Source organism: Streptomyces harbinensis, from assembly GCF_900116145.1.
Taxonomy (GTDB): domain Bacteria; phylum Actinomycetota; class Actinomycetes; order Streptomycetales; family Streptomycetaceae; genus Streptomyces; species Streptomyces carpaticus.
Map to the genome: position 1 here is coordinate 139,521 of NZ_FPAB01000001.1, position 13,675 is coordinate 153,195.

The 13,675-nt window shown below is 70.7% G+C and carries 12 protein-coding genes and 2 pseudogenes; 6 read left to right on the top strand and 8 right to left on the bottom strand.

Going from position 1 to position 13,675, the window contains the following annotated elements:
- Positions 1-6: 6 nt before the first annotated feature.
- Both BM385_RS00640 and BM385_RS00645 read right to left on the bottom strand, forming a co-directional pair.
- Complete coding sequence (locus BM385_RS00640; RefSeq protein ID WP_093841856.1) at positions 7-834, bottom strand: ABC transporter permease; 828 nt, start codon at positions 832-834, stop codon at positions 7-9.
- Complete coding sequence (locus BM385_RS00645; RefSeq protein ID WP_019431675.1) at positions 831-1,811, bottom strand: daunorubicin resistance protein DrrA family ABC transporter ATP-binding protein; 981 nt, start codon at positions 1,809-1,811, stop codon at positions 831-833. Before BM385_RS00645 ends, BM385_RS00640 begins: the two co-directional genes overlap by 4 nt.
- Positions 1,812-1,897: 86 nt before the next feature.
- Between BM385_RS00645 and BM385_RS00650 the strand changes: the two genes are divergently transcribed.
- A complete protein-coding gene (locus BM385_RS00650; protein WP_093841857.1) occupies positions 1,898-2,692 on the top strand; it encodes a TetR/AcrR family transcriptional regulator in 795 nt (264 codons plus the stop codon).
- Here the strand turns inward: BM385_RS00650 and BM385_RS00655 are convergent.
- The gene (locus BM385_RS00655; RefSeq protein WP_380979922.1) at positions 2,670-3,731 is read right to left on the bottom strand and encodes a hypothetical protein; all 1,062 of its coding nucleotides are present in this window, start codon (positions 3,729-3,731) and stop codon (positions 2,670-2,672) included. The genes BM385_RS00650 and BM385_RS00655 overlap by 23 nt on opposite strands.
- Before the next feature lie 60 nt (positions 3,732-3,791).
- Here BM385_RS00655 and BM385_RS26405 point away from each other — a divergent pair.
- A pseudogene (locus BM385_RS26405) lies at positions 3,792-3,917 on the top strand (aldo/keto reductase); the annotation flags it as partial.
- Between the two features lie 101 nt (positions 3,918-4,018).
- Here BM385_RS26405 and BM385_RS00660 read toward each other — a convergent pair.
- Together BM385_RS00660 and BM385_RS00665 are read right to left on the bottom strand one after the other, a co-directional pair.
- A complete protein-coding gene (locus BM385_RS00660; protein WP_019431679.1) occupies positions 4,019-5,008 on the bottom strand; it encodes an aldo/keto reductase in 990 nt (329 codons plus the stop codon).
- A gap of 262 nt (positions 5,009-5,270) precedes the next feature.
- Entirely contained in the window at positions 5,271-6,920 is a 1,650-nt protein-coding gene (locus BM385_RS00665) for a recombinase family protein (RefSeq protein ID WP_019431681.1), read from the bottom strand.
- Between the two features lie 51 nt (positions 6,921-6,971).
- Between BM385_RS00665 and BM385_RS00670 the strand changes: the two are divergent.
- Positions 6,972-7,358 (top strand): annotated as a pseudogene (locus BM385_RS00670) (aldo/keto reductase); the annotation flags it as partial.
- A gap of 124 nt (positions 7,359-7,482) precedes the next feature.
- On the opposite strand, the gene thpR reads toward BM385_RS00670, so the two are convergent.
- On the bottom strand, positions 7,483-8,055 hold the full coding sequence (gene thpR / locus BM385_RS00675; RefSeq protein WP_019431683.1) for an RNA 2',3'-cyclic phosphodiesterase: 573 nt from the start codon (positions 8,053-8,055) through the stop codon (positions 7,483-7,485).
- A gap of 34 nt (positions 8,056-8,089) precedes the next feature.
- On the opposite strand from thpR, the gene BM385_RS00680 reads away from it, so the two are divergent.
- Positions 8,090-8,593 carry a GNAT family N-acetyltransferase gene (locus BM385_RS00680; protein WP_175542885.1) on the top strand — a complete coding sequence of 168 codons (504 nt, stop codon included), beginning with the start codon at positions 8,090-8,092 and terminating at the stop codon, positions 8,591-8,593.
- A 102-nt stretch (positions 8,594-8,695) separates the two neighbouring features.
- Here BM385_RS00680 and BM385_RS00685 read toward each other — a convergent pair whose 3' ends face one another.
- Complete coding sequence (locus BM385_RS00685) at positions 8,696-10,033, bottom strand: MFS transporter (RefSeq protein ID WP_093841860.1); 1,338 nt, start codon at positions 10,031-10,033, stop codon at positions 8,696-8,698.
- A gap of 77 nt (positions 10,034-10,110) precedes the next feature.
- Positions 10,111-10,557, bottom strand: a complete 447-nt coding sequence (locus tag BM385_RS00690) for a MarR family transcriptional regulator (protein WP_026047068.1) — start codon at positions 10,555-10,557, stop codon at positions 10,111-10,113.
- Positions 10,558-10,838: 281 nt separating this feature from the next.
- Here BM385_RS00690 and BM385_RS00695 point away from each other — a divergent pair, with 281 nt between their 5' ends.
- Together BM385_RS00695 and BM385_RS00700 are read left to right on the top strand one after the other, a co-directional pair.
- Positions 10,839-11,153 carry a DUF2530 domain-containing protein gene (locus tag BM385_RS00695; RefSeq protein WP_019431687.1) on the top strand — a complete coding sequence of 105 codons (315 nt, stop codon included), beginning with the start codon at positions 10,839-10,841 and terminating at the stop codon, positions 11,151-11,153.
- Between the two features lie 12 nt (positions 11,154-11,165).
- Positions 11,166-13,673 carry an HAD-IC family P-type ATPase gene (locus tag BM385_RS00700; RefSeq protein WP_093841861.1) on the top strand — a complete coding sequence of 836 codons (2,508 nt, stop codon included), beginning with the start codon at positions 11,166-11,168 and terminating at the stop codon, positions 13,671-13,673.
- Positions 13,674-13,675 lie beyond the last annotated feature (2 nt).

Sequence of the window (13,675 nt, forward strand, 5' to 3'; positions counted from 1 at the left end):
GGTACCTCAGTCGCTCAGCCGCTGGTACTTGCGGACCGCGAGCGGCAGGAAGACCGCCGTGATCAGCAGGGGCCAGATCACCGCCATCGGCAGGGCGTTCGCCTCGATCCAGCTGCCGCCGGTGGGCATCGGGTTGCCGAAGAGGTCGCGGATCGCGCCCGCCGTGGCCGAGACCGGGTTCCACATGGCGATGGCGCCCAGCCAGTCCGGCATGAGGGAGGGCGGGGTGAAGACGGAGGAGACCATGCCGAACGGGAAGGCGAGGGCGAACAGGTTGCCCGCCGCTTCGGTGTTGGGGACCAGCAGGCCGATCAGGACGCCGATCCAGATGAGGGCGAACCGCAGCCACAGCAGCAGCGCGAAGGCGGCCAGCGAGGCGAGGAGGCCGCCGTCCGAGCGCCAGCCGATGACCAGGGCGATGGCGGCCAGGACGGCCAGGTCCAGGGCGGCGTGCAGGACATCCGAGATGCCGCGCCCGGTGACGACCGCCGAGGGCGCCATGGGCATCGAGCGGAACCGGTCGATGACCCCGCGTTCCTTCTCGACGGCCACGGCCATCGCGGTGTTCATGAAGCCGAAGGCCATGGTCATGGCGAACATGCCGGGCATGGCGTACGAGACGTAGTCGGCGCCGCCGCCGACGTCCATGGCGCTGCCGAAGACGTAGACGAACAGCAGCACGGAGACGATGGGGAAGCCCAGTTGCCAGGCGATGATGGAGGGTTGCCGGATCAGGTGGACCAGCTCGCGCCGCACCAGGGTCCAGCAGTCGCGGACGGCCCAGTACACGCGGCGTTCGGGGCCGTCGAGGGTGGGGAGGTCGAGGGTGCTCATGCGGGTGTCGGCTCCTCGTGCGCGGTGGTGTCGGTCAGCCGCAGGTACACCTCGTCGAGGGTCGGGCGGCGCAGTCCGATGTCGGTGACGGTGACGCCCCGGTCCTGGAGGGAGCGGGCGACGTCGGTGAGGGCCAGGACGCCGTCGGTGACGGGGGCGGTGACGCGCAGCCGTTCGGCGTCGGGTTCGGGCGCGGTGCCGTCGGCGCTGACCCGGGCGACGGCCTCGGCGGCGGCGGGCAGGTCGGCGGCGGTGGCGACCACCACCTCCAGGCGGTCGCCGCCGAAGGCGCGCTTGAGGGCGGCCGGGGTGTCCTCGGTGACCTTGCGGCCGTTGTTCATGACGACGATCCGGTCCGAGAGCTGGTCGGCCTCGTCCAGGTAGTGGGTGGTGAGCAGCACCGTGGTGCCGGCGGCGGTGAGCCGGCGGACGGCGTCCCAGACCTCGCCCCGGCCGCGCGGGTCGAGGCCGGTGGTGGGCTCGTCGAGGAAGAGCACCTGGGGGGCCAGCACCATGCTGGCGGCGAGGTCGAGGCGGCGCCGCATGCCGCCGCTGTAGGTCTTGGCGGGCCGGTCGGCGGCCTCGGTGAGGCTGAATTCCGCCAGCAGCTGTTCGGCGCGCGCGTCGGCGCGGCGGGCGTCGAGGTGGAAGAGCCGGCCGAACATCCGCAGGTTCTGGCGTGCGGTGAGGATCTCGTCGACCGCCGGGTGCTGGCCGGTGAGGCCGATGCGGCGGCGTACGGCACGGGGTGCGCGGCGTACGTCGACGCCGGCGACCTCGGCCCGGCCGCCGTCGGCGCGGATCAGGGTGGTGAGGATGCGTACGGCCGTGGTCTTGCCGGCCCCGTTGGGGCCGAGCAGGCCGCAGACGGTGCCGCGCGGCACGGCGAGGTCGAGTCCGTCCAGTGCGGTCTTGTGGTGTTTTCCGAACGTTTTGCGCAGTCCTTCCGCGCGGATGGCGAGTGCTGTCTCCGCCATGGCCCCCTCCTTATTGAGTACGCTGTACTCGCATCACCGTACACCGTACCCAGATGTGGGGGACAGTGATTAAACTGGGCCACACCATGACGACGGCACACAGCAGCGGAGGCGGCGACATCAGCCGCAGCCTGCGCCTGATGTGGGAGGGCAGGGAGAGCCCGAACCGGGGGCCGCGCCCCGGGCTGACCCTGGACGGCATCGTCACCGCCGCCATCGAACTGGCCGACCGCGAGGGCCTGTCCGCCCTCTCCATGCGCAAGGTCGCCGCCGAACTGGGCGTGGGCACCATGACCCTCTACCGCTACGTTCCGGCCAAGGAAGAGCTCCTTGACCTGATGCTCGACCGGGTCAACGGCCCCGCCCCCGGCCACGACGCCGAGCGCTTCACCGGCCTCCCCTGGCGCCAGTGCCTCAGCGAGATCGCACAGGGCTCGTACGCCACCTATCTGCGGCACCCCTGGCTGCTCCAGGTCAACCAGTCCCGGCCACTGCTCGGCCCCAACGCCCTGCTCGGCTTCGAGGTCTCCCTGACCGGGCTGCGCTCCCTGCCGCTCACCGGCCGCGAGAAGGTCGCCGTCATCTCCACGATCGACGCCTTCGTCACCGGCCTGGCCCGCACCCATGTCCTGGCCCAGCAGCTGGCGGAGCAGAGCGGGGTCAGCGACGAGGAGTTCTGGAACGCCCAGGCCCCGCTCATGGAGACGGCGCTGCACTCCGGCGCCTACCCGGAGGTCTTCGCCCTCCCCGACAACACCTTCGACATGACCGGCGAGGAGATGTTCGCCTTCGGCCTGGACCGGGTGCTGGACGGCCTGGAGGTCTACTTCGCCCGGCCGGAGGCCGCCGCCGACCCGGTCAGCGGGACCGGCTGCGGCTGAACAGCAGCCGGCGCAGCGCCACCACCAGCACCGTGCCCAGGGCGAACACCACGACGAGCCGGGTGAAGGTCTCCGACTCCCCGGACGTCTCCTCCGGCCCGGCCTCCGGATCGCTCCCGGCACCGGGCGGGGCCTCCGCACCGCCGGAGTCCGCACCGTCCCCGCCGTCCGCCGCCCCGTCCACCGGGTGCAGGCTCTCCGGCAGCAGCTCCCCCTTCAGCTCCACCGGCACCACTTCACTGCCCTCGCCCTCCGAGCCGTACATCAGATACCGCCCGTCCGGCGTGAACGTCACCGACTCGCCCTGCGGCTGCACCGGCACCAGCAGCTGCCGCTGGACCCGCTCCCCCAGGCCCTCGTCCGTCCACCGGTACATGTGCGCCGTGAAATAGCCGCGCAGCACCAGCCGGGTCCCGTCCGGCGAGAACGCGCCGTCCGTCATCCACAGATCGATGTCCGCGACCCGCTCGAAGGTGTTGACCTCCGTCGTCGACAGCGTCTCGGGCCCGGCGTACAGCGCGCCCGGCTCCTTGCGCTTCTTGCTGGCGATGTACACCCGCCCCGTCTCCGGATGCACCATCAGCGACTCCGCGTCGCGCGGCCCGTCGTCGTACCGCACCCGGTACACATCCGGGACGACCGTCGCGTCCGCCAGCATCTCGGGCTCCGGCACCCGGTAGATCCACACCTCGTCCCAGCCGCCGTCGAAGTTGTCCCCGATGTCCCCGACGTACAGCGCGCCGTCCGGCCCGAAGTGGATCGCCTCCACATCGCGCATCTCGGCGCCCTGGAGGGTGAGCGTGGCCACCGTACGCCCGGTGGCGCTGTCCACGGCGTACAGATACGGGCCGTACCCGCTGTCGTTGTGCGTCCAGTACACCCCCGGATGCCGGACGCTGGCCGCCAGCCCGCTCGACTCCGTGATCCGCTCGTCCTCGATCACGAACGGCTCCGGCGCCCCCTCCGCAACCGCCGGCGCCGCGGGCACCGCCAGCAGCACCGCGCTCATCACTCCGGCAGCCGCACTCCAGACCGTCATGCGCCCAAGACTGCCAGAACGTCTTGCCCCCGGCGCCCCCGAAGGCGTTGCATGGCGATCATGAAGTACACACAGCTGGGCCGCACCGGCCTCAAGGTCAGCCGACTGGTGCTGGGCACCATGAACTTCGGGCCGTACACCGACGAGGCCGACTCGCACGCCATCATGGACGCCGCGCTGGACGCTCACCGCTCCTGTGGACCCCGAGTGGAAACGACGAAGCCGCCGCCTCCGACTCGCTTCGAAGGCAAGCAGAAGGCGACGGCCCCTTGCAGAGACCCGTTACCTCACCATGCGAAGGCTTCGGGAGACGGTCCGGGACCGGGGAAGATCTCGTCCAGAGACGTCATCAACTCCTCGCTCAACTCCAGCTCCAGGGCACGCAGCGCCGAGTCCAGTTGCTCCTGCGTGCGGGGGCCGACGATGGGGCCGGTCACGCCGGGGCGAGTCAGCAGCCAGGCGAGCGCCGCTTCACCGGGCTCCAGGCCGTGCTTGTCGAGGAGGTTCTCGTACGCCTGGACCTGCTCGCGTGTCTTGGTGTCCTTGAGCGCGTCGGCAGCGCGGCCGCTCGCCCGACGCCCCTGCGTGGCCTCCTTCTTGAGGACGCCGCCGAGCAGCCCTCCGTGCAGCGGAGACCAGGGGATGACACCGAGGCCGTAGTCCTGCGCGGCCGGGATGACCTCCATCTCGGCGCGGCGCTCGGCGAGGTTGTAGAGGCACTGCTCGCTGGCCAGGCCGTACGACCCGCGCCGGGCTGCGGCCTCGTTGGCCTGGGCGATCTTGTATCCGGGAAAGTTGGAGGACCCCGCGTAGAGGATCTTGCCCTGCTGGACCAAGACGTCGATCGCCTGCCAGATCTCTTCGAACGGCGTCAACCGGTCGATGTGATGGAACTGGTAGATGTCGATGTAGTCGGTCTGCAACCGCTTGAGGGAAGCGTCGACGGCACGGCGGATGTTCACCGCGGAGAGCTTGTCATGGTTGGGCCACGCCTCGCCGTCGGCGGCCATGTTCCCGTACACCTTGGTGGCGAGGACCGTCCTGTCGCGCCGCCCGCCACCCTGGGCGAACCACGTGCCGATGATCTCCTCGGTGCGGCCCTTGTTCTCGCCCCACCCATAGACGTTGGCCGTGTCTACGAAGTTCAGACCCGCGTCGAGAGCGGCGTCCATGATGCCGTGGCTGGCTGATTCGTCCGCCTGCGGACCGAAGTTCATGGTGCCGAGGACGAGTCGGCTGACCTTGAGTCCGGTGCGTCCGAGCTGTGTGTACTTCATGAGCCACAAGCCAACTGCTTCGAGCCCGCTCCGGCAAGGAGCATCAGGTGCCGCCATCAGAAGTCGCCCCCGAGTGGCGGGACAAGGTAGCCCGGGAGGCGCTCAGAGCCTTGGCGATCGCGCTGACGCCCTCACTCTTTCGTCTTCCTCGCGCGGACCACGGTCAGCACGTCCTCGTTCACGACGGACGGCCTGCCAGACATGTGAGAGACGCGCAGGAGGGTCCCCGCCACAGGGCCTCCTCGTCACATGCAGTTGTCGGTCAGCCTTCGCTGTGGACCGCCGCGATGTTGCGCAGACGCTGCTTGAAGTCCATCGGGATCAGAACCTGAACCCTCCCGACCGGGTGTTGCCACATCCCGTCATGGCCATCGGGAGCCATGAGCTGCGCGGCGGCCACTGCGGGAATCGGCTCGGCATGGATGACGGCCTTGACCCCTGCGGCGCGTAGCTCCCTGCCCTTTTCGTGCTGTGTCGACAACGTGCTCCACCGCCCCCGGTAGGTTTCTCCTGTCGGGAACTCCTCCCAGGTGTCCGGGCGCGTGGGCTGCGCGATGAGCTGCTCACGCCGCGCGTCCAACCGCTTGTACGCCTCCCGGTATTCCTGCTTGCCCAGCTCACTGGAGTAGAGACCCGCCTCGCGGTCCTCCCTCAGGTCCGACAGGGCGCGGTTCGCTTCCTCGATGTCGCGCGTGTGGTCCACGCCCGGCCGGAAGACCTTCCGGACGATCTCGACGTCCCCGGCAGCGAGGAGGAACGCCTGTTCCACGGCGTCCTCCAGCGTGTGCGCCGCGATGCCCTTGCTTCCGGTCGGACACGGCTTGTGCGTGGTACGGGAGGCGCAGCGGTAGTAAGGCCAGTTACGGCCAGGGGCGAGATATGCCGGCTCCCCACATGTGCAGAACGCGACCCGGAGCAAGGGCGATCCACCCTTGCGGTTGCCGTTGCGCTTGCTGGTGTTCTCGTCCAGCTTCTTGTTGGCCAGCTCCCACTCCTCATGAGTGATCAGAGGCTCCGCACGCTGGAGCGGCTGACCGTCCGCGTCCCGAACGACCCGGCGTCGTGTCGTCTTCTTCCCATCGACCATCGTCTCCTCGGATACTTCCATCTGTCCCAGGACGCAGCGGGAGCGCACGACCTTGGCCGTGTTCGCGGCGGTCCACCGGCTCCCCTTCGGGGTTTTGCCGCTGCGGATCATCTGAGCGTCGAGTGACGTCGGGGTCCTCGACACGTCCTCGTTGAGCCACTGCGCGATAGTGTTCGCCGATTCACCCGCAATGAGACGGCGGATGATCTCACGGAGCGTCCCGGCCGTGTCGGTCCCGAAGTCGTCAGGGACGAGCTTCCATCCGTCGCCGGCCTCCTGCTTCTCCTCGCGGTAGCCGTACGGAGTGCGGCCGCCACGCCAGCGCCCCTCCTTCACCAGGTGGTTGTACGAGGACTTGGCCCGCGCCTTGATGGCTTCGAGCTCCCCTTCCGCAAAGGACGTGATCAGGCTGAGGAGGAGCCTCCCCAGCTGCGTGTTGAGGTTGATCCCGTCCTCAACTGTCGCGACCTCCTTGCCGTTCTTCTCGCACCACTCCAGGAGGGTGTGCACGTGGAGCACGCGCCGCGAGAGACGGTCGATCTTCAGCGCGCAGATGATGTCGTACTCGTCGGTGCGTGACTCCTCCACCGCGATCCGGTGCTCGATCACGCTGACCTCCTTCCCGATGGTCGAGGGAAGCCACTTGCCGAACTCCGGACGCTTCCACGGCTCGACCCCGCCCGACACGTCGATGTCCTCGGCCCACCCCACGACGACGTGCCCCTCCTGATCGGCCCATCGCTGGACGGACCGACGCTGACGCTCCGGCGACGTGGTCTCGTCCGACACCCTCGACAGACGCACCACGCCCAGAACTCTCGCCATGCTCGTTCACCCTCCCCCTGCCAGTAACCAGATGGTCACCTCATGCAGTCAGAGTACGGCATCAAAGTTGATCACTGGACACTGCCAACGTCTACGGCTGGAGCGAGAACAAGGGCCGCACGCGAGGAGATCATCGGCTCCTGGTTCGCCCGCGGCGGCGGCCGGGCCGCCGAGGCGCTGGCCGACCCGCGGCGGCGGGCCGCGATCCAGCGGTACGAGGACACGGTGGCCGCGCACGGTCTGGAGCCGGGCGAGGTGGCGCTCGCCTGGCTGCTGACCCGGCCGGCCGTCACCGGGCCGATCGTCGGCCCTCGGGTGGCCGGACAGCTGGACTCGGCGGTGCGCGCCGTGGAGCTGGAGCTGGGCCCGGAGCTGCTGGACGCGCTGGAGGAGATCTTCCCCGGCCCCGGCCCCTCGCCGGAGGCGTTCGCCTGGTGACCCCGCGGCGGGGCCCGGCCCGTCAGCCGAAGATCGCGGAGAGCGCCACCACGGCGAGGATGAGCACGAGCGCGGCGCTGACGATACGGGTCCGGGTCTTGGTGTTCACGCGTCCCAAGGTAGCTCAGCCGGGCCGGCCGCCCGCCAGCGGCCAGGACGCCTCGGTGGCGTAGCGCGAGCCCTCGGGAGAGGTCTCGCTGCGCACCAGGACCAGCTCACCGGCCGTCCACGGCCGGCCCGCGAAGCCGGCCAGCCGTTCGGCGTACGGGGCCAGCGGGGCCGGGGCGCGGCGGCCGGTGAGGGCCACGGTCAGATGGGGGACGTACTCCGGGCGCGCGTCCGGCAGCAGGCCGAGCGCGCGCCCGGTGTCGCGGGCCGCCGCCGCAAGCGCCATCAGCTCCCCGGTGTCCCCCGCGACCCCGGCCCACAGCGCGCGGTCGCCGAACCGGCCGCCGCCGGCCAGCCGCAGCGTGCAGCCGGGCCGCGCGGCGGCCACCGCCGCCAGCCGGCCGCGCAGGGTGGGCACCAGTTCGTCGGGCACCTCGCCGTAGAAGGCGAGGGTGAGGTGCCACCCGGCCACCGGCGTCCAGCGCACGCGCCCGGCGCCGTCCCCGGGCAGCGCGCGCAGCGGGCGCACCGCCCGCTCCAGCTCGCGTACGGCCTCGGCGTCCGGAAAGAGTGCCGCGAAAAGTCTCATGATCCCCGGTTCCCCCACTCTAGGATCGGGCCGCATGAAGATCCGATCGGGTGGCAGTGACGATATTCCCCTGATACTCGGCATGCTCGACGGCGCTGTCGAGTGGCTGGTGGCGCGCGGGCGCACCGGACAGTGGGGCACCGAGCCGTGGTCGGCCCGGCCGAAGGCGGTGGCGCGGGTCGGGGAGATCGTGGCCCAGGGCGAGCCGTGGATCGCCGAGATCGACGGGGAGCCGGCCGGGACGCTGACCCTCACCCCGCACCCGACGCCGTACGTCGCGGCGGTGGACGAGCCGGAGGTGTACGTCCATCTGCTGGTCACCGACCGCCGCTTCGCCGGGCGCGGGGTGGGCGCGGCGCTGCTGGAGCACGCGCTGGCAGAGGCCCGGCGGAAGGAGATCTCGCTGGTGCGGGTGGACTGCTACGCGGGGGACGACGGGCGGCTGGTGGCGTACTACCGCTCGCAGGGCTTCGAGCTGGTGGAGCACTTCACCGCCAACACCGACTGGCCGGGCGCGCTGCTGGCGCAGCGGGTCTGAGCCGGCGGACGCGGCGGGGGCGGGTCCGTACCGGCTGGTACGGACCCGCCCCCGCCGCGTGGCGCACAGCATGGAACACCGGACGCGGACGCCCGAACCGGCTCAGGCGGTCGTGGTGAGCGGCTGCGGGTCGCGCGGCACCAGGGCCACCGCGCGGCGGCCGGCCCGCAGGTCGATGCGCAGCCGCAGGCCGCCGATCCTGGCGAGCACCATGGCGAGGGCGGCCGTGGCCAGCAGGCAGACCGCGCCGCCGGAGAGCATCCCGACCCGGGGGCCGAAGTGGTCGGTGACCCAGCCGACCACCGGGGCGCCGATCGGGGTGCCGCCCATGAAGACCATCATGAAGAGGCTGATCACCCGCCCCCGCATCTCCGGGTCGCTGGCCAGCTGGATGCCGGCGTTCGCGGTGACCTGGAAGGTCATCGCCGTCAGCCCCAGCGGCACCATGAGCATGGCGTACACCCAGAAGAACGGCGCGGCCGAGGCCACCATCAGCACGGCGGAGAACATCGCCGCCGCCGCGAAGGTGAAGCGCATCCGCCGGCTGCCGCGCCGGGCGGCCAGCAGCGCGCCGACCACCGAGCCGCCGCCCATCAGCGAGTTCAGCAGGCCGTAGCTGCCCGCTCCGGCGTCGAAGACGCCGTCGGTGAAGGCGATGGCCCACACCGGGAAGTTGAACCCGAAGGTGCCGATGAAGCCGACCAGCACGATCGGCCACAGCAGGTCGGGGCGGCTGCCCACGTAGCGCAGCCCCTCCCGCAGCTGCCCCTTCTTGCGGGCGGCGCGCCGGGGCCGGGACAGTTCGCCGCTGCGCATGAGCAGCAGACCGACGATGGGCGCGGAGAAGGAGAGCCCGTTGACGATGAAGGCCCAGCCGCCGCCGACCGCCGTGATCAGCACACCGGCGACGGCGGGGCCGATCAGCCGGGCGGAGTGGAAGTTGGCGGAGTTCAGGGAGACGGCGTTGGGCAGCAGCCGGGGCCCGACCATGTCGGCCACGAAGGTCTGCCGGGTGGGGTTGTCGACCACGGTGACGAGGCCGACGACGAAGGCGAGCGCGTACACGTGGTAGACGTTCACGTGGCCGCTGATGGTGAGCAGGCCGAGCAGCAGGCCGGTGATCCCGAGGGACGCCTGGGTGATGAAGAGCAGCCGGCGCTTGTCGAAGCGGTCGGCGAGGACGCCCCCGTAGAGGCCGAACATCAGCATCGGCAGGAACTGGAGCGCCGTGGTGATCCCGACGGCGGTGGCGGATCCGGTCAGTTCGTGCACCAGCCAGTCCTGGGCGATGCGCTGCATCCAGGTGCCGATGTTCGATATCGAGCCCCCGATGAAGAACAGCCGGTAGTTGCGGACGGCGAGGGAGCTGAAGGTGGTGAGGGGTGCGTCGTGGTGATCGGTCGGTGCGGGTGCGGAGTCTGCTCCGGGTCCCGAACTCAAGAGAACACTCCTTTGTGCGGTACAGCGCATGGTGCGGTCAGTGCGGAGGCCCCGTACCGGAGTACGGGGCCGGGTGGTCACAGGTGCGCGAGTTTGTGCAGGACGGGGGCGGCCTCGCGCAGGGCTGCCCATTCCTCTTCGTCCAGTTCGTCGGCGAGCTGGGTCAGCCAGGCGTTGCGCTGGCCGCGGCTCGCTTCCAGCACCGCCTCGGCTTCGTCGGTGGCGGCGACCAGCTTCTGCCGCCGGTCCTCGGGGTGCGGCTCCAGGCGGACCAGCCCGCGGTCCACGAGCAGGGCGATGATGCGGGTCATGGACGGCGGCTGGACGTGTTCCTTGCGGGCCAGCTCACCCGGGGTCATGGCGCCGCAGCGGGCGAGGGTGCCCAGCGCGGACATCTCGGCGAGGCTGAGCGTACGGTCCACCCGCAGGTGGCGCAGGCGGCGGGAGAGCCGGAGCACGGCGATGCGCAGGGTGTTGACCGTCTCGGCATCGTCGGCGTGGGCGGCCGGCGTCACGTTCGGCATGTACACCACCATAGCTCATTAGCTTGCCTAACGAAATATACGCCCACGGCACGCCGTTCCGCACCCGGAATACCCCCCAAGATCACCCTTTCGAGTGAGCGCACTCCGAAAACTCTTGCGCGCCCCCGGAGTGCCGGTAGCGTGCAGCGCTCCGCCGCACTCGCCGCCTGGGGTCCCCCGCACGGTTCCTAGCGGGGCTCCTCATCCCGGGCCGCCACCGGCCCCGGTTACGCTGAGAAGCGCTACCTCGGGGACGGGGATCGGACGGGAAAGGCAGCGGCATGCGGCTGGGCAACTGGACCGACGGCAAACGGGTCGCACCCGAGCCGTTGGAGGGCAACGTGGTGGCGACCATCGCGGTCGGCACCCTCATCTGGGGCGCCCTCTTCGTGGTCCAGCTCCCCTTCTACAGCTGGTTCAGCGACCACGACCACACGTGGTGGCTGTGGACCTGTCTGGCCGGAGCCGGTCTGGGACTGCTGGGTCTGTGGATCGTACGGCGGCGCGAAGCCGCCCTGTACGCTGCCCGGAACAGCGGCCGGGACGCGCACGGACCGTCCGCCGATGGCGGGCCCAGTGAGCAGCCCGCCCCTTAAGGGACGGAAGCCATGAGTCAAGGGTCAGGCGGGGGCCGTACTCCCGTCACGCGTATCGCGGAGGAGCAGCCGGGGGGCGCGATCGGGGGCGAGGGCCGGCACACCGGCCTCACCGCCGCCGAGGTCGCCGAGCGGGTCGCGCGCGGCGAGGTCAACGACGTACCGGTACGGGCGTCACGATCCGTCGGCGAAATCATCCGCGGCAATGTTTTCACTCTCTTCAACGCCATCATGGGCGTGCTGTTCGCCGTCATCCTGGTGGTCGGCCCGCTCAAGGACGGCCTGTTCGGGTTCGTCGTCCTCTTCAACGCGCTGATCGGCATCATCCAGGAGCTGCGCGCCAAGAAGACGCTCGACAGCCTCGCCGTCATCGGCGAGTCCAGGCCCACCGTGCGGCGCGACGGGCAGTCCCACGAGGTCGCCACCGGCGACATCGTGCTGGGCGACCTCATCGAGCTGGGCCCCGGCGACAAGGTCGTGGTCGACGGCGTGGTCACCGAGTCCGACGGCCTGGAGATCGACGAGTCCCTGCTGACCGGCGAGGCCGACCCGGTGGTCAAGCAGCCGGGCGACACCGTCATGTCCGGCAGCTTCGTGGTGGCCGGCGGCGGCGCCTTCACCGCCACCAAGGTCGGGCGGCAGGCGTACGCGGCGCAGCTCGCCGAGGAGGCGTCCCGCTTCACGCTGGTCAACTCCGAACTGCGCAACGGCATCGCCAAGATCCTCAAGTTCTGCATCGCGCTGATGATCCCGGCCTCCATCGGTCTTGTCCTCAGCCAGCTGCTGGTGCAGCGCGCCGACACCTTCGAGGCGATCCGCCGCACCGTCGCCGGCATCGTCGTCATGGTCCCCGAGGGCCTGGTGCTGATCACCTCCGTCGCCTTCGCGATCGGCGTGATCCGGCTCGGCCGCAAGCAGTGCCTGGTGCAGGAGCTGCCCGCGATCGAGGGCCTGGCCCGGGTGGACGTCGTCTGCCTGGACAAGACCGGCACCCTCACCGAGGGCGGCATGGACGTCACCGACCTGCGCGTCCTGGACAGCGGGTCCGGCGAACCGTACGTCCGGCAGGTCCTCGCCGCGCTCGGCGCCAGCGATCCACGGCCCAACGCCAGCCTGGCCGCCATCATCGACGCCTACCCGGCGGACGGCGCCGAGGGCTGGCGGCACGGCGAGACCCTGCCGTTCTCCTCCGCCCGCAAGTACAGCGGCGCGGAGCTGACCGAACCGGACGGCACCCGCCGCACCTGGCTGCTGGGCGCCCCCGACGTGCTGTTGCCCCCGGGCCACACCCAGCTGGGCGCGGTCGACGAGCTGAACACCCAGGGCCTGCGCGTGCTGCTGCTCGCCCGCGCCGACGGCCCGCTGGAGGACGTACGGGCCTCGGCGGCGCCGGAGGCACTGACCCCGGCCGCCCTGGTCATCCTGGAACAGCGGCTGCGCCCCGAGGCGCCCGACACCCTGCGGTACTTCGCCGAGCAGGGCGTGGACGCCAAGGTCATCTCCGGCGACAACGCGGTGTCGGTGGGCGCGGTGGCCGGCAAGCTGGGCCTGCGCGGTGCGGAGTCCCCGGTGGACGCCCGCGAACTGCCGCAGGACCAGCAGCGGATGGCCGAGGCCGTCGAGGACGGCGCGGTCTTCGGCCGGGTCTCCCCGCAGCAGAAGCGGGAGATGGTCGGCGCGCTCCAGTCCAAGGGCCACAACGTGGCGATGACGGGCGACGGCGTCAACGACGTCCTGGCCCTGAAGGACGCGGACATCGGTGTCTCGATGGGCTCGGGCTCGGAGGCCACCCGGGCGGTGGCGCAGATCGTGCTGCTCAACAACAGCTTCGCGACGCTGCCGGACGTGGTGGCCGAGGGCCGCCGGGTGATCGGCAACATCGAGCGGGTCGCCAACCTCTTCCTCACCAAGACCGTCTACTCGGTGTTCCTGGCCTTCGCGGTGATCGCCACCCAGGTGCCGTACCCGTTCCTGCCGCGCCACTCCACGCTGCTGTCGGCGCTGACGATCGGCACCCCGGCGTTCTTCCTGGCGCTCGCCCCCAACAAGGAGCGCGCGCGGCCGTACTTCGTCCGCAGAGTGCTGAGACTGGCCATCCCGTTCGGCATCCTGGCGGGCGCGGCCACCTTCGGCACGTACCTGCTGGCCCGGGCGCACTACGGCGCGACGGACGCCACCCGCGAGGCGGAGACGACGGCGGCGACCCTGACGCTGTTCCTGATCGCCCTGTGGGTCCTGACGATCATCGCCCGCCCACTGTCCTGGTGGCGGGTCGGCCTGATCGCGACGATGTTCACCGGCTTCGTGCTGGCGATCAGTATCCCGTTCACCCAGGACTTCTTCGAACTCCAGCTGGTCGGCACGCAGATGCCGCTCACGGCCATCGGCATGGCGGTGGCGGCGGGCGTCATCATGGAGATCGCGGCGAGGATCGCCCCGAAGAAGGTCCCCGACCTGCCCAAGTCGGTGACGGAGCAGCAGCAGGAGCAGGACCGGGAGAAGGCCGGACAGACGGCCTGACC